24 protein-coding genes and 1 pseudogene are annotated in these 23,767 nt (G+C 77.9%); 13 read left to right on the forward strand and 12 right to left on the reverse strand.

The genetic code is table 11. The annotated features are described in order from the left end of the window. Both ABD993_RS08465 and ABD993_RS08470 read right to left on the reverse strand, forming a co-directional pair. A partial coding sequence (locus tag ABD993_RS08465; RefSeq protein WP_345414446.1) for a flavodoxin domain-containing protein occupies positions 1-985 on the reverse strand: 985 nt, incomplete at its 3' end. After that, positions 982-2,970 carry an alpha/beta fold hydrolase gene (locus tag ABD993_RS08470; RefSeq protein WP_345414448.1) on the reverse strand — a complete coding sequence of 663 codons (1,989 nt, stop codon included), beginning with the start codon at positions 2,968-2,970 and terminating at the stop codon, positions 982-984. The genes ABD993_RS08465 and ABD993_RS08470, both read right to left, overlap by 4 nt. A 171-nt stretch (positions 2,971-3,141) precedes the next feature. Here ABD993_RS08470 and ABD993_RS08475 point away from each other — a divergent pair, with 171 nt between their 5' ends. The 3 genes from ABD993_RS08475 to ABD993_RS08485 are packed head-to-tail and all read left to right on the forward strand — an operon-like array spanning position 3,142 to position 6,712. Further along, entirely contained in the window at positions 3,142-3,747 is a 606-nt protein-coding gene (locus ABD993_RS08475) for an Rv1733c family protein (protein ID WP_345414450.1), read from the forward strand. After that, positions 3,744-6,125: a heavy metal translocating P-type ATPase gene (locus ABD993_RS08480; RefSeq protein WP_345414452.1), complete on the forward strand. Its 2,382-nt coding sequence runs from the start codon at positions 3,744-3,746 to the stop codon at positions 6,123-6,125. The genes ABD993_RS08475 and ABD993_RS08480 overlap by 4 nt, the downstream gene beginning before the upstream one ends. Then, complete coding sequence (locus ABD993_RS08485) at positions 6,122-6,712, forward strand: hypothetical protein (RefSeq protein WP_345414454.1); 591 nt, start codon at positions 6,122-6,124, stop codon at positions 6,710-6,712. Before ABD993_RS08480 ends, ABD993_RS08485 begins: the two co-directional genes overlap by 4 nt. On the opposite strand, the gene ABD993_RS08490 is transcribed toward ABD993_RS08485, so the two are convergent. From ABD993_RS08490 to ABD993_RS08500, 3 genes are read right to left on the reverse strand one after another with little or no spacing between them, the layout of a single operon-like run. Beyond that, positions 6,634-7,053 (reverse strand): STAS domain-containing protein, encoded by a 420-nt coding sequence (locus tag ABD993_RS08490; RefSeq protein ID WP_345414456.1) that lies wholly within the window; start codon positions 7,051-7,053, stop codon positions 6,634-6,636. The genes ABD993_RS08485 and ABD993_RS08490 overlap by 79 nt on opposite strands. Beyond that, a complete protein-coding gene (locus tag ABD993_RS08495; RefSeq protein WP_345414458.1) occupies positions 7,050-7,685 on the reverse strand; it encodes a hypothetical protein in 636 nt (211 codons plus the stop codon). Before ABD993_RS08495 ends, ABD993_RS08490 begins: the two co-directional genes overlap by 4 nt. Beyond that, the gene (locus ABD993_RS08500; RefSeq protein WP_345414460.1) at positions 7,678-8,310 is read right to left on the reverse strand and encodes an RNA polymerase sigma factor; all 633 of its coding nucleotides are present in this window, start codon (positions 8,308-8,310) and stop codon (positions 7,678-7,680) included. Before ABD993_RS08500 ends, ABD993_RS08495 begins: the two co-directional genes overlap by 8 nt. Positions 8,311-8,508: 198 nt before the next feature. Between ABD993_RS08500 and ABD993_RS08505 the strand changes: the two genes are divergently transcribed. Further along, the gene (locus ABD993_RS08505) at positions 8,509-11,151 is read left to right on the forward strand and encodes a cation-translocating P-type ATPase (RefSeq protein WP_345414461.1); all 2,643 of its coding nucleotides are present in this window, start codon (positions 8,509-8,511) and stop codon (positions 11,149-11,151) included. On the opposite strand, the gene ABD993_RS08510 is transcribed toward ABD993_RS08505, so the two are convergent. Together ABD993_RS08510 and ABD993_RS08515 are read right to left on the reverse strand one after the other, a co-directional pair. Continuing rightward, a complete protein-coding gene (locus ABD993_RS08510; protein WP_345414463.1) occupies positions 11,133-12,827 on the reverse strand; it encodes a SulP family inorganic anion transporter in 1,695 nt (564 codons plus the stop codon). The genes ABD993_RS08505 and ABD993_RS08510 overlap by 19 nt on opposite strands. 362 nt (positions 12,828-13,189) lie before the next feature. Continuing rightward, positions 13,190-13,609 (reverse strand): pyridoxamine 5'-phosphate oxidase family protein, encoded by a 420-nt coding sequence (locus tag ABD993_RS08515; protein ID WP_345414465.1) that lies wholly within the window; start codon positions 13,607-13,609, stop codon positions 13,190-13,192. A 219-nt stretch (positions 13,610-13,828) separates the two neighbouring features. Between ABD993_RS08515 and ABD993_RS08520 the strand changes: the two genes are divergently transcribed. Beyond that, positions 13,829-14,635, forward strand: a complete 807-nt coding sequence (locus tag ABD993_RS08520) for a universal stress protein (RefSeq protein WP_345414467.1) — start codon at positions 13,829-13,831, stop codon at positions 14,633-14,635. 21 nt (positions 14,636-14,656) lie between these two features. Here ABD993_RS08520 and ABD993_RS08525 read toward each other — a convergent pair whose 3' ends face one another. After that, the gene (locus tag ABD993_RS08525) at positions 14,657-14,833 is read right to left on the reverse strand and encodes a hypothetical protein (RefSeq protein WP_345414469.1); all 177 of its coding nucleotides are present in this window, start codon (positions 14,831-14,833) and stop codon (positions 14,657-14,659) included. Positions 14,834-14,922: 89 nt separating this feature from the next. Beyond that, positions 14,923-15,516 (reverse strand): universal stress protein, encoded by a 594-nt coding sequence (locus tag ABD993_RS08530; protein ID WP_345414471.1) that lies wholly within the window; start codon positions 15,514-15,516, stop codon positions 14,923-14,925. A gap of 214 nt (positions 15,517-15,730) precedes the next feature. Between ABD993_RS08530 and ABD993_RS08535 the strand changes: the two genes are divergently transcribed. From ABD993_RS08535 to ABD993_RS08550, 4 genes are all read left to right on the forward strand, one after another. Continuing rightward, positions 15,731-16,135 carry a CBS domain-containing protein gene (locus ABD993_RS08535; RefSeq protein WP_345414473.1) on the forward strand — a complete coding sequence of 135 codons (405 nt, stop codon included), beginning with the start codon at positions 15,731-15,733 and terminating at the stop codon, positions 16,133-16,135. Continuing rightward, positions 16,132-17,133 (forward strand): zinc-dependent alcohol dehydrogenase family protein, encoded by a 1,002-nt coding sequence (locus ABD993_RS08540; RefSeq protein WP_345414475.1) that lies wholly within the window; start codon positions 16,132-16,134, stop codon positions 17,131-17,133. Before ABD993_RS08535 ends, ABD993_RS08540 begins: the two co-directional genes overlap by 4 nt. Positions 17,134-17,236: 103 nt before the next feature. After that, on the forward strand, positions 17,237-18,115 hold the full coding sequence (locus ABD993_RS08545; protein ID WP_345414477.1) for a universal stress protein: 879 nt from the start codon (positions 17,237-17,239) through the stop codon (positions 18,113-18,115). Beyond that, positions 18,112-18,519: a hypothetical protein gene (locus ABD993_RS08550; RefSeq protein ID WP_345414479.1), complete on the forward strand. Its 408-nt coding sequence runs from the start codon at positions 18,112-18,114 to the stop codon at positions 18,517-18,519. The genes ABD993_RS08545 and ABD993_RS08550 overlap by 4 nt, the downstream gene beginning before the upstream one ends. A 68-nt stretch (positions 18,520-18,587) precedes the next feature. On the opposite strand, the gene ABD993_RS08555 is transcribed toward ABD993_RS08550, so the two are convergent. Together ABD993_RS08555 and ABD993_RS08560 are read right to left on the reverse strand one after the other, a co-directional pair. After that, a complete protein-coding gene (locus ABD993_RS08555) occupies positions 18,588-19,391 on the reverse strand; it encodes a universal stress protein (protein ID WP_345414481.1) in 804 nt (267 codons plus the stop codon). Next, entirely contained in the window at positions 19,388-19,759 is a 372-nt protein-coding gene (locus ABD993_RS08560) for a hypothetical protein (RefSeq protein ID WP_345414483.1), read from the reverse strand. The genes ABD993_RS08555 and ABD993_RS08560 overlap by 4 nt, the downstream gene beginning before the upstream one ends. A 132-nt stretch (positions 19,760-19,891) precedes the next feature. Between ABD993_RS08560 and ABD993_RS08565 the strand changes: the two are divergent. The 3 genes and pseudogenes from ABD993_RS08565 (at position 19,892) to ABD993_RS08575 (ending at position 22,380) form a co-directional block, all read left to right on the forward strand. Beyond that, a pseudogene (locus ABD993_RS08565) lies at positions 19,892-20,775 on the forward strand (ABC transporter ATP-binding protein). Then, complete coding sequence (locus tag ABD993_RS08570) at positions 20,772-21,857, forward strand: hypothetical protein (RefSeq protein WP_345414485.1); 1,086 nt, start codon at positions 20,772-20,774, stop codon at positions 21,855-21,857. The pseudogene ABD993_RS08565 and the gene ABD993_RS08570 overlap by 4 nt, the downstream one beginning before the upstream one ends. A gap of 226 nt (positions 21,858-22,083) precedes the next feature. Then, positions 22,084-22,380 (forward strand): hypothetical protein, encoded by a 297-nt coding sequence (locus ABD993_RS08575; protein WP_345414487.1) that lies wholly within the window; start codon positions 22,084-22,086, stop codon positions 22,378-22,380. 19 nt (positions 22,381-22,399) lie between these two features. On the opposite strand, the gene ABD993_RS08580 is transcribed toward ABD993_RS08575, so the two are convergent. After that, complete coding sequence (locus tag ABD993_RS08580) at positions 22,400-22,834, reverse strand: CBS domain-containing protein (RefSeq protein WP_345414489.1); 435 nt, start codon at positions 22,832-22,834, stop codon at positions 22,400-22,402. Positions 22,835-22,978: 144 nt separating this feature from the next. On the opposite strand from ABD993_RS08580, the gene ABD993_RS08585 reads away from it, so the two are divergent. Further along, entirely contained in the window at positions 22,979-23,722 is a 744-nt protein-coding gene (locus ABD993_RS08585; protein ID WP_345414491.1) for a hypothetical protein, read from the forward strand. The last annotated feature ends 45 nt before the right edge of the window (positions 23,723-23,767 follow it).

Here is a 23,767-nt window from a genome sequence, read left to right on the forward strand (position 1 = left end):
CGCGATCGGCGGACATCCACCCGCCCACCGCGTCAACAACCTCTGCGGCGGCGACATCTAGGTGGCCGGTCAGCACCTCGGCGTGGCCGTAGCAGTCGGCGACGGTCGCCCGGTAGGCGTTCGCGGCAGGGTCCCAGCCCGCGACCCAGTGCAGCTGCCAGGTGAGCACGGGGGTGCCGTCGGACAGGAACTGCTCCTGGCGGTAGTCGCCGACGATCCAACGCCCGTCCTGGATCGTGTGATGGGTCCCGCTGCCGCGGGCGGTCATCGCGGGCGTGTCCGGGCCCATCCCGCCCGCGCTGATCGTGCCCGTCCACGTGACGTCCCGGTGGAAGCGGCGCAGCGCGGCCGTCTCGGGGCCGGGGGCGGCGGGCCGGGGCACCCGCTGCGGGTCCGCGGTGGTGGTCATGGTGTCCTCCTCGTCCTCTTCGTCCGGGTCGGCCGGGCGGGGGAGTCCCGCGCGCACCTCGGCGGCGACGGTGAAGGCCCAGGCCTCGATGACGGGCCAGTCCCGGTGGTCGCCCGGGCGGCCGCCCGCGACGAACCGGTAGAACAGCTTGCCCCACAAGGGCATCGTGTCGAACTGCACGATCCCACCGAAGAGCCGGTGGGCCCGCGGGCGCAGGCCCGGCGGGAAGCCCTGCTCGACGCGGCGGATCTCCTGGGCGGCCATGGTCCGGGTCAGCGGCCCGTGGGGCTGGACGCCGCCCACGCTGAAGCACCACAGCGGCGGCGCGGGATCGAGGGTCGCCAGGACGTGCGTGGCCGCGAGCGCGGGCGGCAACCAGGCCATGTCGTGGACGGCGCTGCCCAGCACGACGGCGTCGGCGTCGGCGAGCCCGGCGGGATCCGGGGCCGTCCCCTCGGTGAGCCGCTCGGCGCGCACGGTGCAGCCCGCCTGCTCCAGGACCTCGCGGATGCGGTCGGCGATCCCGGTGGTCGAGCCGGCGGCGGTCGCGTGCAGCAGCACGATCCTCGGCGTCATGGCCCCACGGTCTCCCGGGTGTCGGTGGGGCGGTCAGGTCCGAAGGGCCCGCCGCCGTCGGCATCCGGCCCGTCCGGGGCGGGCGTCCCGGCGAGCAGGTCCGCGACGATCCGCCCCACCGCGACGGGGTCCTGCAGGTGGGGGAGGTGTCCGGCGTCGGGCAGCTCGACGTAGCGCCACCCCGGATGGCGCCGCGCGGTGCGGCGGGCCGCGGCCACCGGGACGAGCTGGTCGCGGGCGCCGTGCACGAGCACGACCGGCGCGGACACCGCGGACATCACGGCGTCGTAGCGCCGCGGCCGGGCCAGCCTGCGTGCCAGCGAGCGGGACGTGCCCAGGAACGCGCGGTCGGTGCCGGGGGTCTCCGCCCGGGTCGCGACCCGGGCGACGAACTGCGCGAGCAGGTCGGGTGGCAGGGAGTCCGGGTCCACGCCGCCGAGCTCCAGGCTCTCCCGGGCCGTGGCCTCCGCGCCGATCCGGTCCCGCCTGCGCCGCCGGAGCCGCTCGCCGAGCCCGGGTACGCCGTGCAGGGCGAGCAGGAGGGCGGTCGCGGGGGAGGAGACGATCCGGCCCGCGTCGGGCAGGGCCGGGTCCAGCAGGACGAGCGCGCGGACCAGCTCGGGGTGTCGGGCGGCGACCTCCACGCCGATCAGCGCGCCCATCGAGTTGCCGACCAACGTGACGGGCCCGGTCTCCTCGCGCAGGTACCGGGCGAGGGCCGCGACGGAGCGGTGGACGTCGCCGTGCAGGTCCACGGTCCGCACGTGGGCGTGCGGCCGCAGCTCGGGGACGAGCAGCGCCCAGTCCAGGGCCGACCCGCCGACCCCGTGCACGAGGACGACGGCGGGTCCGGTCCCGCCGTGGTCGACCGGCTCCACCCGGGCCCGCGGGCGGTCGCCCGCCAGGAACGGCAGCCTGCCCCCGATCCACCAGCACGCCACGATCGCCATCGCCCCGACCAGCGGGGCCTTGACCCACGCCGGCGCGGGCAGCGGCCGCAGCGCGCTGGCCAGCACCATCAGCACCGGCCCCTGGATCACGAACGCGGCGAAGGCGTTGCGGGACCACCGGGTCCACCGCGGGCCGGTCCACGCGATCCTGCGCTCGGCGAGGCCGACCAGCCACACCGAGCCCAGGACCACCAGGATCGCCTCGACGGCCGCGAGGGCCAGTGCCTGCCAGTGCCATCCGCCGAGGTAGGGCCCCGAGTCGCGGGCGACGTCGCGCAGCCCGCTGGCCAGGGCGAGCACCGGGAGCAGCAGCAGGGTGGCGAGGGTGGCGGCGCCGCACAGCCGTCGGACGCGGTCCGGGACGTGCCCCTCCCAGCCCGCCCGGCGGGCCGCGACGCCGAGGACGAACAGACCGAGGCACTGGGGCCACTGCCAGAGGTGCAGGTCCGCGACCTGCCCGCTGCGGGCGGGCCACCACAGCCGGACCACGAACGACACCAGCGCGACCAGCACGACCGCGACCACCAGGTACCCGCCGCGCAGCGTGAAGCCCTCGCCCCACAGCACGACCGGGACCGAGAACAGCAGCAGGACCAGCGCGAACCACAGCGATCCCGAGTCCAGCAGCGGGTGCCGGTGGGTCAGCACCCACCAGAACGACACGTCCCGGCCCGCCGCGCGGTAGGCGACCCAGACCGACGCGGGCCAGACCAGCACCGCGGAGAGCAGCCAGGGCAGGCCCAGCCGCAGGGTGCGGTCGCGCAGGTAGCCGACCTTGCCGTGGCGTGCGACCGCCGGGGCCACGAACAGGCCCGCGACGAAGAAGAACAGCCCGATCACGAACAGGCCGGACGGGCCGAGGATCGCCACCAGCACCGTCTCGACGCCCGGGGGGTACCCGACGTCGCGCACCTCGTGGAACGCCCACCCGCCGACCGCGGAGTACCCGAGCAGCGCGTGCCCGCCGATCACCCAGGCGACGAGCAGCGTCCGCAGGTCGTCGAGGTGGGCCAGCCGTCGGCGCTCGGAGGTCACGGGAGCAGCGTCGGGCCGGGGGGTCGGCGCCGGGCAGGGGCGGAACGCCCGGCTCGCCGGGGTCCGGCGGGCCTGCCCGGGCGGGACCAAGGACCCACGCACCCGGGTCCCCGGACGCTGCCGCCGCCCACCCCGACCGGGCGAGGCTCGTGCCCACACCGAGGAGGGACGATGGCGAACCACACGCACCGCGACGGATCCGGCGAGGCGGCGCCCCGCGCGGCCCGCGTCCGACGGCGCCGGACGGACCGGGTCGAGGACGCGGCGGCCGCGCTGCTCGTGCTCACCACGATCGTCGCGGCCCTGGTCATCGCCGTGTTCTCGGTCTCGGTCTACCGCGGTGGCGCGGACCGGGCCGAGCGCGAGGCCGCGGACCGGACCCGGGTCGTCGCCGTCGCCACGGCCGACGCGCCCGTCGGGACGTCGTCGGTGCGCGGGGGCACCTCGCTGCCGGTGACCGTGCCCGCCGCCTGGACCACGTCGGACGGCCGGGCGCACGCCGGGGACGTGCGGGTCACCGGCCGCCCGAAGGCGGGCGAGGAGATCCCGCTCTGGGTGGACCGCAACGGTGCCGCCGTCCCCGCCCCCGAGACGTGGGGCACCGCGGTGGGGGTCGCCCTCGCCAACGCCGCGGTCCTGCTCGTCGCGCTCGGGTTCGCGGTCTGGTGGGCCTCGCGTGCGGTGCGCGCGGTGATGGTCCGGGCCAACGCGGGCGCGTGGGAGCGGGAGTGGGCGGCGGTCGAGCCCCGGTGGTCGGGCCGGGCGTCGAAGGGATGAGCGGGCGCGGGTCGGTGCCGGAGTCCGGGCGGCTCGCCGCGTTCCTGCTCGCGACGACCGTCGCCGCGCTCGCGGCGGGCGTGGTCGCCTGGTTCCTCGGGGCGGCCGGGGTCGCCGCGGGCTGCTGGGCGGCGGGCACGCTGCTGGCGACCGTCCCGGCCGTCGTCTGGGTGGTCTCCGCGCTGCGCCACGGCCGCACCGGGGTGGACGCGATCGCCGTCCTCGCGCTGGTCGGGACCCTGGTGGTCCACGAGTACCTCGCCGGGGCGCTCATCGCGGTCATGCTCGCCACCGGCCGCGCTCTCGACGCCGCCGCCGAACGCCGCGCCTCCCGCGACCTGCGGGCGCTGCTGGACCGGGCCCCGCGGACCGCGCGCCGCCGGACCGCCACCGGCGTCGAGGAGGTCGACCTGGGTGTCGTCGGGCCGGGGGACGAGATCGTGGTCGCGCCGGGGGAGGTCGTGCCGGTCGACGGGACCGTCGTCGGCGCCGACGCGGTGCTCGACGAGTCCGCGTTGACCGGCGAGCCGCTGGAGACCAGGGTGCCCGCGGACGGGCCCGTGCGCAGCGGGACCTCCGCGGCCGGGGCGGCGTTCACGATCCGCGCCACGGCGACCGCGGAGGACAGCACCTACGCCGGCGTCGTGCGGCTGGCCCGCGAGGCCGGGGCGCAGGACGCGCCGGTGGTACGGCTGGCCGACCGGGTCGCGACCTGGTTCCTGCCGGTCGCGCTGCTGGTGGCGGGCGGGGCGTGGCTGCTCAGCGGGTCGGTGGGCCGGGCGGTCGCGGTGCTCGTCGTGGCGACGCCCTGCCCGCTGCTGCTCGCCGCGCCGGTCGCGATCGTGTCCGGGCTGTCGCGGGCGTCCCGGGCCGGCGTGGTGATCCGCGGGGGTGGGGTACTCGAGCGGCTGGCCGAGGCACGCACGATGGTGCTCGACAAGACCGGGACGCTGACCGGCGGGAGACCCGCCGTCGTCGGGATCGAGACCGCGCCCGGGGTCGAGCCGGACGACGTGCTCCGGCCCGCCGCGTCGGTCGACCAGGTGTCGCCGCACGTGCTGGCCAAGGCGATCGTCGCCGAGGCGCGGCGGCGGGGGATCGAGCCGACGATGCCCGCGGAGGTCGTCGAGGAGCCGGGGATCGGGGCCTCCGGCGTGGTCGACGGCAGGCGGGTCGAGGTCGGCCGCCGGTCCGGCGCCGAGGACGCACCGTGGGTGCGGGCGGTGACCGAGCGGGCCGTGCTCGACGGGACCGTGCTCGCCTGGGTACGGATCGACGGCGGACCCGTGGGCGCGCTGGTGCTGCGGGACCCGGTGCGCCCCGACGCCTCCCGGACGCTGCGCCGGCTGCGCGCGGTCGGGCTGCGGCGGCTGGTCATGCTCACCGGCGACCGCGCGGCGCCCGCTCGCGAGGTCGGCGCGGTGCTCGGGCTCGACGAGGTGCGGGCCGAGCAGTCCCCGGCGGACAAGGTCGCCGCGGTCCGCGAGGAACACGCGCGCGCGGTCACCGTCATGGTCGGCGACGGCCTCAACGACGCCCCCGCGCTGGCGGCCGCGGACGTCGGGGTGGCGATGGGGGCGCGGGGCTCGACGGCGTCCTCGGAGGCGGCGGGGATCGTGCTCACCACCGACCGGCTCGACCGGCTCGCCGACGCGGTGCTCGTGGCCCGCCGCTCGCGCCGGATCGCCGTGCAGAGCGCCGCGGTGGGGATGGGGTTGTCGCTGGTCGCGATGGTCGTGGCGGCCCTCGGGTTCCTGCCCGCCGCACCCGGGGCGCTGCTGCAGGAGGCCATCGACGTCACGGTGATCCTCAATGCCCTGCGCGCGCTGCGCCCGGGGCGCGCCGAGCGCACGATCCTGCCGGAGGCCACCCGCGAGCTGCTGCACCGCTTCGCCGCCGAGCACGACGACCTGCGGGACACCCTCGCCGTGCTCCGCGAGACCGCGGGCCTGCTGGTGACCCCGCCCCCGACAGCCCCGCCCCCGACAGCCCCGCCCCCGACCGACGGTCCGGCGCTCGTGGCGCTGCGCCGCGCCGACGCCCTGCTCACCGAACGGATCCTGCCCCACGAGCGCGCCGAGGAACACCAGCTCTACCCGGCCCTGGCCGCCCCGCTCGGCCCGGAGGCCACCGCCCCGATGAGCCGGACGCACGCGGAGATCGAACGCCTCGCCCGCCGGCTCACCGCCCACCGCGAGGCCGCCGACGCCGCGGGCCGGATCGCCCCGGACCGGGTGGAGGACCTGCTGGCCTGCCTGTACGGCCTGCACGCCGTGCTGGCGCTGCACTTCGTCCAGGAGGAGGAGAACTACTTCGAGCTGGACCACGACCGCGGGGCCGCGTCCGGCCCCGCCCACACCGGAGGACCGCACCGATGACGACCCCGGAGACGACGACCCCGGAGACGACGACCCCGGCAACCCCGGCAACGACGACCCCGACAACCCGTGCCACCCGGCGCCAGGCCGCGACCGCCGTCGCCGCCTCCTTCGCACGGACGGCCGCGCTGCTCGCCCGACGACGGCTGCGCAGCCCGCGCGGCCCCGTCGGCACCACCCGCCGCGGCGAGGACGGCACCACCTCCGTCGTCTTCCGGGAGACGGCCGTCGACGACCCGGTCGACGACCCGGTCGTGCTGGTGGTCTGCTTCCGGCTGCGCGGGATCGGCCGCGCCCGGTGGGCGCACGCGGTCTTCCGCCGGACCTGCGTGGTGAACACGCCGCTGTTCGCCGGGTTCCCCGGCTTCCGCGACAAGCTCTGGATGTACGACGCGTCCACCGGGGTCTATCGCGGCGTGTACCTCTGGGACGGCGCGGAGCGGGCCCGCTGGTACGCGGAACGCCTGCGCCGGGTCCTCGAGCTGGTGGCTGTGCGGGGGACGATCGACTACACCGTCGTCCGCGGCACCCGCCGCGACCCGTTCCCCACCGCGGGGCGGCCGTCCCCGTCGCGCGGCGCGGGATAGGGGGCGTGGCCGACCTCGAGCACCGCGTCGAGGCCGGAGACCTCGAGCGGGCGCCACACGGCCCGGTTGGCGCGGCCGGGCTCGACCACCAGCCGGGTCCCCAGGTCCGTGGCGCACCGGTGGGCCGCGGCGAGGCAGTGCAGCCCGCGCGACCCGAGGTAGCCGACCGCGGACAGGTCGAGCACGAGGGTCGGCGCGCCGCCCACCGACGCCCGCACGGCGTCCGCGAACCGCCCCACGGTCGCGGTGTCGATCTCGCCGCTCACCCGCAGCACGGTCACCCCCGACCCGCGGTCGGCGGTGCTCAACCCGAGCAGGCGCGAGTCTCGCGGTGCGCTCACGACCCGTTCCCGTGCTTCTCGAGCTTCTCGGGCTTCTCCTTCTTCGGGCCGGCAGGCGTCTCGGCCCGCCGGGCCTGCCCCGGGGCGGTGCCCGCCCGACCCGGCGCGGTCGCCGCCCGGCCGGGGGCCGACCCCGACCGTCCCGGGGCGTCCGCGGCCGACGAGCCGGTCGGGGCGGCGGGAGTGGTCGGCGGCGCCACCCCGTCGGGGGGACAGGGCGCCTGCAGGCAGTCGGCCACGACGTCGGCGCCGGTCACCGCCGCCGTCGGCGCGGGGGCCGGCGGGCCGGGCAGCGACCGGGTGGCCTTCGGTTCGGCGGGCTCCGGCGGGGCGGGCGTCGAGCCTGCCGCGGCGATCGCCACCCCACCCGAGGCCGTGGCCCCGATGGCCAGTGCGGCCACGACGGTGCGCAGGACGGCCACCCGGGACAGGCGTGCGGGCCGCGCGGGTGTCGGTGCCGACCGCGCCGCCGTGAAGGCCGCCAGTGCGTCCGCCTCGCCTGCCAGCTCGGCGGGGCGCGCCGGGGCGGCGGCCGCGTCGAGCAGCCTGCGCAGGCCCCGGTCGTAGCCGCGGCCGTCCAGCAGCCGATCGGCCTCCGCGCCCGTCAGTCGGTCGGTCCCTCGCTCACGCATCGCCGGCCTCCCTGGGCCGCACCACGTCGGTGCCGTCGGTGTCGGGGCTGCTCCCGGCCTCGAGCCGTTCGGCGAGCCGCCGCAGCCCCCGGTGTGCCGCCACCCGCACCGCCCCCGGCCGCTTGCCGAGCACCCGGCCCGCCGCCGGGGCGTCGAGCCCGACCACCGCGCGCAACAGGACCGCCTCCGCCTCGGTCCTGGGCAGCGCGAGGATCTGGGCCAACGCCCACCGGGTGTCCAGCTGCTCGAACGCCGTGCCGTCCGTGCGCCCCACGTCGGCGAGCGCGGGGGAGTCCAGGAGCTCCGAGAGCTCCAGGACCTGGGTGGGCCTGCGGGCCCGGTCCCGGGCGGAGTCCATCGCCCGGTTCCGGCAGATCCTGGTCACCCAGCCGCGGAACCCGTCGAGGTCACCGGAGAACCGCGACAGGTCCTTGGCGACGTGCAGCCAGGTCTCGGCCGTCACGTCCTCCGCCTCGGACCCGACCAGCGCGGTCGCGTACCGCAGCAGCCGGGGCTGCAGGTCGCGGTAGAGCGCGATGAACCCCGCCTCGTCGCCGGCGAGCGCGGCGAGCAGCGCCGTCTCGAGACCCGGGACCGTGGGCGCCGGGCACGCCGCTGCGGTCACTGGAGCACCTCCGATCGTGACGGGCCCGGCGTGGGGGGCGGTACACCGGGCCCGTCGAGACCTCAGCGACCGCGCGGTGCAGACCGTTACACGCCCTGGTCGGGGGCCGGAGGGCCCGCGTCCGGGGACCGCCCGGCCCTGCCGGCAGGCGCTGGTGCCCGAGTGGACTGGGGGCGGAGGAGACCGAGAGGAGCCGTCATGCCGGTCCTGCACCACGCCCCGGTCGTCGCCGGGCCGGAGGCGGGTCCCGACCCCCGCGAGCCCGCCGACCGGCTGCTGCGCGACCTGCGGGCGACCCGCGAGGGCCTGACGACCGCCGAGGCGCAGCGGCGCGCCCTGCGCTACGGGCCCAACGTGCTGGAACACCGCATCGGCCGCGGGCTGCCGCGCGCGCTCGCCCGCCAGTTCACCCACCCGCTCGCGCTGCTGCTGGTCGCCGCCGCGGTGCTGGCGTGGGTGTCCGGCACGCCCGAGCTGGCCTGGGCGATCCTCGTCGTGGTCGTGCTGAACGCCGTCTTCGCGTTCGTCCAGGAGACCCAGGCGGGGCGGGCGGTGGAGGCGCTGGGCCGGTACCTGCCCCCGCACGCCCGGGTGCGCCGAGACGGTGCGGTCGTCGAGGTGGCGGTCGCCGACCTCGTCCCCGGCGACGTGGTGCTGCTCGGCGAGGGCGACCGGGTGCCCGCGGACGCACGGCTGCTGGCCGGCTCCCTGGAGATCGACGCCGCCGCGCTGACCGGCGAGTCCGCCCCGGTCGAGCGGGACGCGACGAGCCTCGACGGCGCCGAGCGCTCGCTGGAGTCGCCGGTGCTGGTGTGGAGCGGCACCGCGTGCGTCGGCGGGGCGGCCGAGGCGGTCGTGCACGCGACCGGCCGCGGCACCGAGATCGGCCGGATCGCCGCGCTGACCGGCCACCGGGGCAACCCGGAGAGCCCGCTGGAGCGGCAGGTGCGGCGGGTGGCGTACCTGATCGCCGCGGTCGCGGTCGGTGTCGGGGTCGCCTTCCTGCCGCTGGGGGTGCTGGCCGGGCTGACCTGGACCGAGGCCGCGGTGTTCGCCGTCGGGCTGCTGGTGGCGAACGTGCCCGAGGGCCTGCTGCCGACGATCACGCTCGCCCTGGCGGGCGGGGTCCGGGCGATGGCCCGGCGCGGGGCCCTGGTCAAGCGGCTCTCGGCCGTCGAGACGCTGGGGTCGACCACGGTGATCTGCACGGACAAGACCGGCACCCTGACCGTCGGGGAGATGACCGTCGAGCAGGTGCGGGACGCGACCGGCGCGGTCGCCCCGCCGACCCCCGAGCTGGCCACGGCGCTCGCCCGCTGCGCCACCGCGGACCTCGCGGCGGGCTCCGGCGACCCGACCGAGCTGGCGCTGCTGGACCTGGCCGCCCGGGCCGGGGCGGACGTCCGGCCCGAGGTGCGGGACGCCGAGCGCCGGGCGCTCTACGCCTTCGACCCGCGCCGCCGCACCATGGCCACCCTCGACCCGGTGCCCGGCGGGCTGCGGGTGCACCTCAAGGGAGCGCCCGAGGTCGTCCTGCCCCTGTGCGGGGTCGATCCCGCGGTGGACGCGGCCGTCGACGCCATGACCGGGCGCGGGCTGCGGGTGCTCGCGGTCGCCGCCCGCGAGGTCGACTCGGTGCCGACCCGCGCGGAGGTCGAGTCCCCGGGGCTGCGCCTGCTCGGCCTGGTCGGGCTGCTCGACCCGCCCCGCGCCGAGGTCCCCGCGGCGGTCGCGGCCTGCCACTCCGCGGGCATCCGGGTGCACGTCGTGACCGGGGACAACGGGCGCACCGCCGCCGAGATCGCCCGCCGGGTCGGGATCGGGGCGGACCGGGTGCTGGAGGGGGCCGAGCTGGACGCGCTGTCCGACGCCGCCCTCACCGCCCTGCTGGCCGGGCCGGGGGAGATCGTGTTCTCGCGGGCGGCCCCGGAGGCCAAGCTCCGGATCGCCGACGCCGTGCGGGCGGGCGGCGGCGTCGTCGCCATGACCGGGGACGGGGTCAACGACGCGCCCGCCCTGCACCACGCGGACATCGGCGTCGCGATGGGCCGCAGCGGCACGGACGTGGCCCGCGAGGCCGCCACCATGATCCTCACCGACGACGACTTCGCGACCGTCGTCGCGGGCATCGAGGAGGGCAGGCGGGTCTTCGAGAACGTCCGCAAGTTCGTGCTCTACATCTTCGCCCACGCGGTGCCCGAGGTGTTGCCGTTCCTGCTGTTCGCGCTGTCCGGCGGCCTGGTGCCGCTGCCCCTGACGGTGCTGCAGATCCTCGCCGTCGACCTCGGCACCGAGACCCTGCCCGCGCTCGCCCTGGGCCGCGAGCGCGCCGAGCCGGGCCTGATGGCCCGCAGGCCGCGCAGGCCCGGCAGCGGTGTGATCGACCGCCGCATGCTGCTGCGCGCGTGGGGGCTGATGGGCATCGTCGCCGCGGCGCTCGGGATCGGGCTGTTCCTGCTGGTGCTCCTGCGGGCGGGCTGGACCCCGGGGGCGCCCACCGGCCCGGGCACCGCGCTGCACGAGGTCTACCTGCAGGCGACGACCGCGAGCTTCGCCGCGATCGTCGCCTGCCAGATCGGCACGGCGTTCGCCGCCCGCACCGACCGCACCTCGCTGCGTCGGGTCGGGTTCACGAGCAACCGGATGCTGCTCGGCGGCATCGCGTTCGAGCTGGCCTTCGCCGCCGCGGTGATCTACGCGCCGCCGCTGCAGGTCGTGTTCGGGACCGCGGGGCTGCCCGCCTGGGTGCTCGCCTGCCTGCTGCCGATGCCGCTGGTCGTCTGGGGTGTCGACGAGCTGTTCCGGTGGGCCGGACGCCGGCGTCAGCAGGCCTCGCGGTAAGCCGCCACCGCGGTCGGCAGGGTGGGGAACAGGTGCTCGGGGGCGACCGCCTCGAGCACCCCGCCCGCGTCCAGATCGGCGACGAGCTCGCGCTTGGCCCGCGCGATCGCCACCACGAGCCCGTCCGCGGCGAGGTCGCGGACCAGCCCGCCGAGGGTGTCCGCCGAGGTGACGTCCAGCTCGGTGACCGCCTCCAGGTCCAGCAGGACCCAGCGGGCGGGTGGGTCGGCGGTCGCGACGGCCTCGTGCACGCTGCGCCGGAAGTCCTCGGCGTTGGCGAAGAACAGCGGCGCGTCGTAGCGGTGGACCACCAGGCCGGGGACCTGTTCGGTGCCGGGCAGGTCGTGGACGTCGTGCATCCCGGCCACGCCGGGCGCGAAGCCGAGCACCGCCGCGTGCGGCCGGGCGATCCGCCGGACCAGGTCGAGCACCGACAGCGCGACCGCGGCGAGCACGCCGTAGAGCACACCCAGGGCCAGCACCGCGGCGACGGTGGCGAGGGCCAGCAGCAGCTCGCTGCGCCGGAACGCCGAGATCCGACGGAACTCGCCCAGCTCGATCAGCCGGACGGCGGCGTAGACGACCAGCGCGCCCAGCGCCGCCCGCGGCAGCGTGGCGAGCAGATCCCCGCCGACGATCAGGACCACGACGACCACCAGGACTGCGACGATCGAGTGCAGTTGGCTGCGGGCCCCCGCCGCGCGGCCCAGCGCCGTGCGGCTGCCCGAGCTGCTGACCGGGAACCCGCCGAGCAGCCCCGAGGCGAAGTTGGTGCCGCCGAGCGCGAGCAGCTCACGATCGGCGTCCGGGGTCACGCCGTCCCGGCCCGCGAAGGCCCGCCCGGTCAGCACGACGTCGGAGAACCCGACCACCGCGACCCCGAGCGCGGGCAGCACCAGCGCGCCGTAATCCGCGAGCCCGAGCGGCGGCAGCGACGGGACGGGGACGCCGCCGGGGACCGTGCCCACGGTCGTCAGGCCCGCGAACCAGGGCACCAGGGCGACCGTCAGCGAGGCGAGCACCACGACCACGAGCGGCGTCGGTGTGCGCGGCGCCCACCGCGCCCCGGCCCCCAGCAGCAGCAGCGCCGTCAGCGACAGCACGAGGGTCGGCGGGTCCACCGCGCCGAGGCCTGCGACGAAGGACCGCAGCTCGGCCAGTGGGCCGTCGCCGTCCACGGGGACGCCGGTCATGGCCCCGAGCTGGCCGATGATCATGATCAGCGCGATGCCCGCCATGTACCCGACGAGCACGGGCCGCGACAGCAGGTCGGCGAGGAACCCGAGCCGGGCGAACCGGCCCGCCACGCACACCAGCCCGACGACCAGCGCCAGCCCGGTGGCCAGGGCCCCGTACCGCGCGGGGTCGCCCGCCGCGAGCGGCGCCACCGCGACCGCCGTGAGCAGCGCGGTGGTCGACTCCGGGCCGACGGACAGCAGCGGCGAGGTCCCCAGCAGCGTGTACAGCACCAGCGCCCCGACCGCGGCCCACAGCCCGGTCACGGGGGACAGCCCTGCGACGCCGGCGTAGGCCATGACCTGCGGGATCATGTACGCCGCGACGGTCAGTCCCCCCACCAGGTCACCGCGCAGGGCGGGGCCGTCGCGGCGGCCGAGCGCGCGCAGGCCCGGTCGCAGCCCCACGGCCAGGGCCCGGGCCACCCGGTGTGCCGACATCGATCCCCCTCGTCGTCCGACCCATGGTGCGCGGCGGCGGCCGCGGGCGGCAGGGTCCGCCGACCCGTTCGCCCGCCTCCCGAGAAGGGGGTCGGAGGTCCCTGGACGGCCCCGGCGGCCCCGGACTAGACCGGAGGAGGACGAGGAGGTCGATGTGCGTCGGAACGATCTGCGGTACGAGTCGGGTCTGGTCGAGCGGGTGTGGGTGGGGGAGTGTCGGTCCTGCGGCGCCCACGTCCGCGTGCACACCCCGGTGCAGGCCCGGGCCTGGGAGGCGGCCCACGCGCGGACCGGGTGCGGACGCGACCTGGTCCCGGACGAGACGGGCCGCGGCTGGCGGCCCCGGCGCGGCGGCGTGGCGGTCAGCCGATCCGGCGGCCGGTCAGGTGCTGGGCGGGGATACTGAGCGTGTGCCCGGTGCGGCCCGGGGCCCACGGCTCCGGGAGCCGCTCGCGCAGCGCGGCCAGCCTGCGCGGCTCGGTGACCTCGTAGCTCTCACCGACCGCGAGCACGCTCCAGCCGGTGCGCGTCCCGGGGTCGATGCGGTCGGTCTGGAACCCGACGACGGCGTTGCGGGCCGCGGCGGCGAGCGTCGAGCCGCCGCCGGTGCGGAACACGATCTCCTCGCCGTCGAGCACGTACGCGACCGGATGGGCCGCGGGCATGGCGTGGTGGCTGAATACGACACGGCCGATCTCGGCCGTGGCGAGCAGCCGTAGACAGCCGGCACGGTCGAGCTCGACGAGCTCCGGTTCGGTACCGGTCGCGAGGGACTCCAACACGCGATCCACTCTGCCGTGTCGAGGGTGCTCCGCCCTCGGGCCGAAAGACCCTGCTCGGCCCGCCGGGCGACCTCACCGGTCGCGGCGGCGGGTGCTGAGGGCGCCGCGGACCGGAAGCGGACCGGGAGGATCCGGGGGACCGTGGTGCGGGAGCGCGGCCGGACGGGCACGATCGGGTCGGACACCGGCTCGGATGACCGGAGATGCGACGGAGGACCCGTGTCGACTGCAGGAACGATCGTGGTGGGCGTCGACTCGACGACGTCGGCCGGACTGGCCGCGGGCTGGGCCACCCGGCTGTCGGACTCGGTCCGGCTGGTCCACGCCGCCGCGGACGGCAAGGTGCCGGACTGGCTGCTCGGGCTCGCGGCGGCCACGGCGGCCACCCCGGAGGTCGTCGCGGGCGCAGGCGACCCGGATGCGGTCGCGGCCCTGCTCCGCGAACGGGCGCGGGGGGCCGCGATGCTCGTCGTCGGGGGTCACGGGCGCAGCGCACACCCGGGTCTGCAGGCGGGCGACCTCGCCGCGGGCCTCGCCGCGGACCCGCCCTGCCCGGTGGCGGTGGTGCACGGCCTGGACGCCGAGTCGCCGCTGCCCGCGACCGGCCCGGTCGTCGTGGGGACCGACGGCGGCCCGGCGGGCACCGCGGCCCTCGACGCCGCCGCCGACCTCGCGCGCACCCTCGGCGCCGACCTGGTGGTCGTGCACGCCTGGACCGACGTTGCTCCGGGCGCCCACCGGCGCACGGACGACCCGGAGGTCCTCGCCGAGCATGGCCGAGAGGTGACCGAGGCGGCCCGGCGGCGGGTCGCGGAGCGGCAGCCCGGGCTGGCCGTCGAGACCGACCCGGTGCAGGACACCGCGCTGCGGGCGCTGCTGCACCGGGCGGAGCGGGCGCAGGTCCTGGTCGTGGCCCCGCGGGTGGGCACGCCGCCGCCGGCGGCCGCGATGCAGGCGGGCTCGACCACGCGCTCGCTCGTCGCGTTCGCGCCGTGCCCCGTGGTCGTGGTGCCGCTGCCGGGCTGAGCCCCCGCTCGAGCCGCCCCGTCAGCCGCGCACCACCCGCCCGAGCCGGACGCCCGCGAAGTCGACGGCGACGTCGCCCTCCCGCACGGATCCGATGTGGACCCCGGCGAAGTCCTGGACCTCGCCGCGCTCGTCGACGGTGCCGATCCGCACGCCGCTGTCGTCCACGACCACGGTGGCGGTGGGGGTGCTGGTCATGGGTCTCTCCCATCGTCGGCCCGGCTCGTCCCGGGGCCCTCACCGTGCGGCGCTGCGGCGGCGCCCGACAGGGTCGAACGACCGGGACCTCAGGCCGCGCGCGGCACGACGAGCACCGGGCACGGCGCGTGCAGCAGCGCCGACCGGGTGGTCGGACCCAGCTCGGTGGGCTGGGCGGGACGTGCGCCGCCGACCACGAGGAGATCGGCGTCGAGGGTCTCGTCGAGCACCTCGTGCGGCCACGCCCGGACCAGCTCGCCGACCGCCGAGCCGCCCACCCCGGCCGCGGCGCCCCCGACGAGCCGCCGCCCCCGCTGTACGGCCTCGCCCAGCCCGACGCTGCGCGCGCCGAAGGACCGCGGCACGGCGTGCACGATCCGCAGCCGCGCGCCACAGGCCTCGCTGAGCGCGACCGCCGCCTCGACGACCGGGGCGTCGGCGGCCTGCTCCTGCACGGCCACCACGACGGTCCGCGGGGCCTCGGGTGCCGGGGAGCGCAGGAGCAGCAGGGGCCCGTCCGCGCCGCGGGCCGCGGCCGACACCACGAGCGCCGGGCCCGCGGGCACGACGTCGGGCTCGCCGTCGGCCCAGTCCCGGACCCAGCCGGGCACCGGCGCGCCCGCGGTGGCGACCACGACGAGCGGCCGCGGCCCGGCCCGGGTCGGCGAGGGGGCGAGGGGCATGACGGGTCCTCCGGTCCGCAGGGGTGAGGCCGCCAGGATGCGTCTGCGCGACGGCGCCGGGCAGGGTCGGACGGCCCGAACCCGCCGGGCCCGCCCGCGTGGCCCTCCGGCCTCGCCGGGGAGGCCCATCGACCCTGCCGGCCCTGGGTCCGCGGGCGAACAGTGACCGGTGAGAGCCGCGACGGTCGCGGCGGGAGGGACCACGATGACCGCCATGATCGACAGCATCCGGCCGGACGACTCGGTGGTGCGCCTGATGCGCACCCCGGTCGCGTCCGTGGCCACCGGGTGGAGCGTCCGGGACGTCGCCGAGGAGCTGATGGCCGACGAGGTCGGCGCGCTGTTGGTCGACGGCGCGCACGGCCCCGTCGGGATCCTGTCCGAGCGCGACGTCGTGGTGCTCGTGGCCACCGGCGGCGACCCGGACACCGTCCAGGCCCGCGACATCATGACCACCGAGCTGGAGTGGGCCGAGGTCGAGGAGACCATCCGCCGGGTCAGCTCCCGCATGCGGGCGGCCGGGATCCGGCACATGCCCGTCCGCGGGGTGGACGGCAAGCCCGTCGGGATCGTCTCGGCGCGCGACGTCCTCACGGTGATCACCGACGAACCCCGATGAGGTGTTGGGTCGTCCGGCGGCCCGGCCCGATCGCGGGCGGGCCGCTGGTGGCCGCCGACCGCCCCGAGCCGGAACCCGGGCCCGGTGAGGTCCGGCTGCGGGTGACGGCGTGCGGGGTCTGTCGGACCGACCTCCACCTCGCCGAGGGCGACCTCGTCTCGCACCGGCCCGAGACGGTGCCGGGCCACGAGGTCGTCGGGGTGGTCGACGCGCTCGGCGCGGGCACCCGGCGGTTCGCGGTCGGCGACCGGATCGGCGTCGCGTGGCTGCGCCGGACCTGCGGTGCGTGCCGGTTCTGCCGCCGCGGCGCCGAGAACCTCTGCCCGGATGCCCGGTTCACCGGCTGGGACGCCGACGGCGGCTACGCCGAGTACGCCGTCGTCCCCGAGGCCTTCGCCTACCCGCTCCCGCCCGGCCCGGACGACGCCGAGCTGGCGCCCCTGCTCTGTGCGGGCATCGTCGGCTACCGGGCCCTCAAGCGGGCGGAGCTGCCGCCCGGCGGGCGGCTCGGGATCTACGGGTTCGGGGCCTCCGCGCACGTCGTCGCGCAGGTGGCGATCGCCCAGGGGGCGACCGTGCACGTGCTGACGCGGTCGCCCGCGGCGCGGGAGCTGGCGCTGTCGCTGGGGGCCGCGTCGGCGGGCCCGGCGGACGGCGAGCCCCCCGAGCCGCTCGACTCGGCGATCACGTTCGCGCCGGTCGGTGAGCTGGTGCCGGTGGCGCTGCGCGCGCTCGACGCGGGCGGGACGCTGGCGATCGCGGGCATCCACCTCAGCGACGTCCCGCCCCTGCACTACGAGACGGACCTGTTCCGCGAGAAGCAGGTCCGCAGCGTCACGGCGAACACCCGCGCGGACGGCGAGGAGTTCCTGCGCCTCGCCGCCGCGCTCGGATTGCGGCCGTCGGTCCAGCGCAGGCCGCTGTCCGAGGCCGACCGAGCGGTGGCCGACCTCGCCGCCGACCGGGTCACCGGCGCGGCGGTTCTCCTGCCGGACTAGAGCGGGTCGTTCGACCCCCGTGCGGCGGGACGGAGAGCCGCTGTGCCCGCCCCCGGCGCGGACGACCGTGGGGGTCGACACATCACGGAGCGAGGAGGACAGGATGGACACGCTGCACGGCGGTCGGGTGGTCGTGGGGGTGGACGGCTCGGACTGCGCCCTCCGCGCGGTGCGCTGGGCCGCCGTGGAGGCGCGGCGGCGCGGTGTCCGGCTGCGGCTGGTCTCGGCCGTCGGCTGGGCGAGCTTCACCCCGGTCGGGGCCGCCCCGCTCGGCAGGGAGTACGAGCGGCAGGCCCTGGTGCGCGCCGCGGAGCAGTTCCTGACGGAGGCCGCGGGCGTGGCCCACGGGATCGACTTCGGTCTCGAGATCGACCGCCAGGTCCGCAACGGCAGCCCCGCGACGGTGCTCACCGAGGAGTCGGAGCACGCCGCGCTGCTGGTCACCGGCCACCGCGGCCGCGGCGGCTTCTCCGAGCTGGTGCTGGGCTCGGTCGGCGTGGCCGTCGCGGCGCACGCGGCGTGCCCGGTGGTGGTCGTCCGCGGGGACGTGGTCTCCCGCGGGCCGGTCGTCGTCGGGGTGGACGCCGAGCACAGCGACGCCGCGCTCGAGTTCGCCTTCGGCGAGGCCGCGCGGCGCGGGGCGCCGGTGGTCGCGGTGCACGCCTGGAGCGAGACCGCCCTCGATCCCTTCCTGGTCCCGTTCCTGGACTGGGACGCGATCCTCGCCGACGAGGAGGCCGTCCTGCAGAAGGCCCTCGCCCCGTGGGTCGCCAAGTTCCCCGAGGTCGACGTCCAGCCGACGGTGGTGCGGGACAACGCCGCGAGCGCCCTGGTCCACGCGGCGGAGCAGGCCGTGCTCGTCGTCGCCGGGACCCGCGGCCGGGGCGGGGTGCGCGGGATGCTGTTGGGCTCGGTCAGCCAGGCGCTGCTGCACCACGCGCCCTGCCCGGTCGCGGTGGTCCGGCCCGAGGGGCACCGGTGAACGCCACGGCCACCCCGACCCGGCCCGGGGTCCGTTCCGGGCTGGCCGCCCTCGAGCTGGTCGTCGGCGCGGCGGCGGTCTACGGCGGGATCGGGCTCGCGGCGGGGAACCTGATCGGGATGCCCGCGGACTGGCTCGCCGGGACACCGTTCGGCTCCTGGCTGTGGCCGGGGGTGTTCCTGCTGCTGGTCGTGGCGGTGCCGATGCTGGTCGCGGCCGTGCTCGAGCTGCGCGGCGCGCCCCGGGCGGCGGTCGCGTCGATCGGAGCGGGGGCGGCGCAGGTCGGCTGGATCGCGGCGGAGCTGCTGGTGATGCAGCGCTACAACGTGCTGCAGCCGGTGATGATGCTGGCCGGCCTGGCCGTACTGCTGCTCGCGGTCTGGGGGCACCGCGCGGTCCGCTGACCGCCCGCGAACGGGCCCGGCACCGCGCGGTGCCGGGCCCGTTCGCCGTGGGCTCCTCGAGAGGCCGGTCAGGGGGTCAGCCGGGCGAGCCGGGTGGCGGGCGACGGCAGCAGCGTGCGCCGCTGCGGCCCGTCCTCCGGGACGACCAGCAGGGGGCACGCGGCGGCACGCAGCAGGGCGGCCACGGGGGAGCCCGCCAGCGCCCGCGCCAGCAGCCCGCGCTCCGACCGCCCGACGACCAGCAGCCCGGCCTCCACGGAGAGCGTCTCCAGCAGGTCGGTCGGGTCGTCCTGGACCACGAGGGACCGCAGGAGAAGGTGCGGGTAGGCGACGCGGTAGGCCGAGAGCGCGGCGTCGAGGTCGCGGCCCGCCCGGTCGGCGGCCTCGTCCCAGGCGTGCAGCATGCGCCGCGAGACCACCCCGAGGTCGACCCGGCGGTCGGTCCACGCCCGCACCGCCACCAGCTCCACCCCGCGCTCCGAGGCCTCCTCGGCGGCCGCGTCGAGGACCGTCGTCGCGGTCCACGGCGCCACCCCGACGTAGACGGCGTCCCCCGCCGCGGCGCAGTCGGGCACCACCGCGACCGGGCACAGTGCCGTCGCGACGGCGAACTCGTCCGCCGGGGACGGCAGCACCAGCACCGACGCGTCCGCCGACGACCGCCAGACGGCCTCGCGGGGCACGGCCCGCGTCGTCACCGGCAGCCCGGCGGCGCGGACCCGCCGGGCCGCCCGCGCGAGCTCGACCTCGGTCCGGCCCAGCACCCGCACGGCGACCGCTCGGCGGTCGGCCTCGGCGATCGCCCAGTCGAGGGCGTGGTCGAGGGGCACGGGGCCGTCGCCGAGCACGACGGCGACCGGGCGCTCGTTCACGACGGACGCTCCGCCGTGCGCAGGTGCGCGCCGGGCAGCCCGTGCCCGCCCTCGCGCGGGGGCCTGCGCAGCCGTTCCATCCGCCGCGCGAGCCGGTCGACCAGCAGGTCCACGGCCTCCCGGGGGTGGTCGGCGTCGACGTGCACGGCGACCGGGGTGCCGTCGAGGTCGACGACGGCCCGCGCGGTGACCGGCCGCGACCGACCCGTCCCGGTGTGCCGCACCACGTGCAGGTGTGCCCGCGCCGCGGCGCGGCCGCGATGGGCGAGCAGCCGCGCGACGACGTCGCGGGCGTAGTCGGCCAGGTCGGGCGCGATGCCCCGACCCAGCTGGACGCGGGGGTTCCGGTCGCGAGCAGTCTCGAACATGGCCCCACCCTCCCCCCGGGCCGAAGGCCCCGGCAGGGCCGCTGGACCCGGTTCCGAGAGGCCGGTCCGCGGTCGTTCGGCCCTGCCCCACCCCGGCGCCCCTCCCCAGCGTCGCGGGGCAGGGACGACGCGGTGATCGCGGTCCCCGGCCTGGTGGAGCGGTTCGGCCGGACCACCGCCCTGGACGACCTGGACCGGCGGGTGCTCCGGGGGAGGTGCACGGCTTCCTCGGCCCCAACGGCGCGGGCAAGACCACCACCCTGCGGGTGCTGCTCGGTCTCCTGCGCCCGCACGCGGGGACGGTCGGGGTGCTCGGGCTCGACCCCCGCCGCGACGCCGTCGACCTGCACCGCAGGCCGGCGTACGTCCCGGGGGAGGTGTCGCTCCGGCCGAACCTCACCGGCGGCGAGGTCATCGACCTGCTGGCAGCCCTGCGCGGCCGGACGGACCGCGCCCGGCGGCACGCCCTCGTCGAGCGGTTCGGGCTGGATCCCATCCGCCGGGGCAGGCAGTACTCGAAGGGCAACCGGCAGAAGGTCGCGCTGGTCGCGGCGCCGGCGGCGGACGTCGAGCTGCTGCTGGACGAGCCGACCGCGGGCCTCGACCCGCTGGCCGACGCGGAGTTCCGCCGGGCGCTGGCCGAGGAGCGGGACCGCGGGCGCACCGTGCTGCTCTCCAGCCACCTGCTCCCCGAGGTCGAGTCGCTCTGCGACCGGGTCACGCTGATCCGCAGTGGATGGACGGTGGAGACCGGCACCCTCGCCGAGCTACGCCACCTCACCCGCACGGCGGTCACCGCGGAGCTGACCGGCCCGGTCCCGGCACTCGCCGACCTCCCCGGGATACACGGGCTGGAGGTCGACGGCCGCCGCCTGCGGTGCGAGGTCGAGCCCGCGGCGATGCCGGAGGTGGTCCGCCGCCTCGGCGCGGTCGGGGTCGTGTCGCTGGCGAGCAGGCCGCCGTCGCTCGAGCAGGTGTTCCTCGACCACTACGCGGCCGCGGGCAGCCGGTCGTGACCGCGCTCGCGCTCCCCGGGAACCTCACGACGGGATCTGGTCGGCTGTCCCGGCTCGCCGCCCGCCGCGACCGGTGGATCGTGCCGGTGTGGGCGGCCGTGCTCGCCGCCGTGGCCGGGGTGTCCGCGGCGGCGACCGCCGCGCTGTACCCGGCCGCCGCCGACCGGGCCGGGGCCGCCGCCGCGATCGCCGCCGCCCCCGCGCTGCGGGCCGTCTACGGACCGATCGCCGAGTCCGCCGCGCTGGGCTCCCTGGCGCTGTGGAAGCTCGGCGTCCTGGACGCGGTCGGGACCGCGCTGCTCACCGGCCTGACCGTGGTCCGGCACACCCGCGCCGAGGAGGACGACGGCAGGCTGGACCTGCTCGCGGCGGGTGGCGTCGGGCGGCTCGCCCCGGCCGTCGCCGCGCTCGCGGCGGGTCTCGGGGCTGCCCTGCTGATCACCGTCCTCACCGCGGCCGTGCTGGTCGGGGTGGGGCTGCCGGTCCCGGGATCGGTGGCCTTCGCGGTGGGCTGGGGTGCGTCGGGCGCGGTGTTCGCCGCGGTGGCGCTGGTCGCCGCCCAGCTCGCCCGGTCCGCCCGCGCCGCGCGGGCGCTCCTCGTGGCCGCGCTCCTCGGGGCCTACCTCGTGCGCGCCGCCGCGGACGGGGGCGTGGCACCGTCGTGGCTGGTCTGGGCCTCCCCGCTGGGGTGGGGCGAGCGTCTCGACGCCTTCGGCGCGAACCGGTGGGCGGTGCTGCCGCTCGCACTCGCGGCCGCCGCCGTCCTCACCGCGGTGGCCCTCGCACTGCAGGTCCGCCGGGACGCCGGTGCGGGTCTGCTGCCCGAGCGCGCCGGGCCCGCGCGGGGCGGGCTGCGGGGCCCGCTCGGGCTGGCCTGGCGGCAGCAGCGGGCGGCGCTGCTCGGGTGGGCGGTCGGGGTTCGCGCTGCTCGATGCCCTCTGCGGGAGCGTCACGGTGAACCTGGGCGGGCTGCTCGACAGCCCCCGGATGCGCGGTGGTCGAGATGCTCGGTGGGGCGGGGGCCGTCGGCGACGCCTTCCTGGCGGCGGAGCTCGGCCTGCTCGCAGGCATCGCCGCGCTGATGGTGGTCGCCGGGGTGCTCCGGAGGCCCGCCGACGAGCGCTCCGGGCGGCTCGACGTCCTGCTCGCGACCCCGCTGTCCCGGCTCCGCTGGGCGACATCCCAGGTCGCGGTGGCGGTGCTCGGCGGGGTGCTGGTGCTCGCTCTGCCGGGGCGGCCGCCGGTCTGGCCCGCGGGTCCGACGTCGCGGGCCCGGTCCTCGCCGCGCTCGCCCGGACGCCCGCGGTCGTGGTCGTGGTCGCGGCCGGGGTCGCCGTGCTCCTCCACGGGCTGTCCGCGGCGCTCGCCCCGGTCTCCTGGACGCTGGTCGCGGGCACGATCCTGCTCGCCGAGCTGGGCCCGGCCCCCTGCTCGACGCCCCGCGCTGGACCCTCGGCCTCTCCCCGTTCACCCACCTCCCGCAGCTGCCCGGCGGGTCGCTCGATCCCGTGGCCTGGGGGGCGGTGCTGGGGGGCGGCGTCGCGCTGGGGGCCGCGGGGTTGGCGGCTCTGCGCCGCCGCGACCTGGGCTGACGTCGGGGCCTGACGCCCGGGCAGGGCGCCGCTCAGCCGCGGGCGAGTGCGTGAACGAGGTCCGTCGCGGTGACGATGCCCGCGATGCCGCCGTCCGCACCCACGACCAGCACGGCGTCCGTCCGCTCCTGGAGCATCACGGTGGCCGCCGCTCCCACCGGGGTGGACTCGACGACCGCGGGCGCGGTGCGCACGACGTCGAGCACCCGGAGGTCCGCCGTGCCCCAGGGGCCGCGGCGGGCGGCCAGCCCGCGCAGGACGTCGGTCTCGGTGACCATTCCCGTGCAGCGGCCGTCCTCCATGACGGGCAGGTGCCGGACGCCCTCGGCGACCATCAGCTGCAGGGCCGTGCTCAGCGGCGCGGTCGGCACGATCGCCACCACCCTCCTCGACATGAGCGCCCGCACGGGGGGCTGGTCGTCGAGGGTCTCCGGCGGTGCCGGGCGCGGCAGCGGGTCGTAGATCATGGTCGGCTCCTCGGATCGTCCCGGTCTCGAGGATGGCTCCGCCACGGCCTCCTCGGGCAGGGCCGCTGGACCCCGACACCCGACCCCGACCTGCGGGTCCTTGGACCCCTGCCCTCGCCTCGCGAGGGTGCGCAGACTCGGGGTATGACCGCGGAACCGATGACGCCCCAGGGCGTCCTGCCGCTCGTCACCGAGGCGGCGAGGGCGGCCGTCGCGCCGGAGGGGGCACCCGGCTGGTTCACCACCCAGGTCGAGGACGGTGTCGCGCTGCGGACCGTCGCGAGGCGCTGGTCGCAGGCCGCGGAACCGCCGGCCCGGCTGGCCCGGACCGCCGGTGGGGCCGCCCTGTACGCCGCCCGGATCGCGCTCGCCGCGCACGGCCGCAGGGCCGTCGTGACGACCCCGGGCACGCCCGGGCTGATCGCCGTCGTCCGGCCGGGCGTCGCCGCCGCGCCGCGCCCCGCCGAGCGCGCCGCCTACGCCGTCCTCCGGCACGGCCCGCACCCGACCGTCCGGCTCCGCCCCCGGGCGGTGGTCCCGCACGTGCGGCGGGCCGCCGAGGCCGAGGGTGCCTGGCTGGGAGTCGTCGAGCTGCGACCGGGTGCCACCCTCGGGCCGCACTGGCGCACGGACCGCGAGCCGGTGGGCGAGTCCGTCACCGTGCTGCTCGACGTCCCGGGGGAGTCGCCCTGGGTCGAGGTGCAGGCCGGGCAGGCGATCCAGGCGGTGGTGCTGACCGCGGGTGCGGCCGGGCTGCACGCCGCGGTTCTCGCGGCCCCCGCCGACCCGGCGGTCCTGCGTCGGCGGCTGACGGGCCCCGGCGCGGCGGTCTGCGGGCGCACGGTCGCGGTGCTCGTCGTCGGCGACCCGGTACCTCGCCGGGACTGATCGCCGGGCCTGATCTCCGGGACTGAACGGAGCGGGCGCGACGAC

This window comes from Pseudonocardia xishanensis (assembly GCF_039541715.1).
In the GTDB taxonomy this organism is placed as follows: domain Bacteria; phylum Actinomycetota; class Actinomycetes; order Mycobacteriales; family Pseudonocardiaceae; genus Pseudonocardia; species Pseudonocardia xishanensis.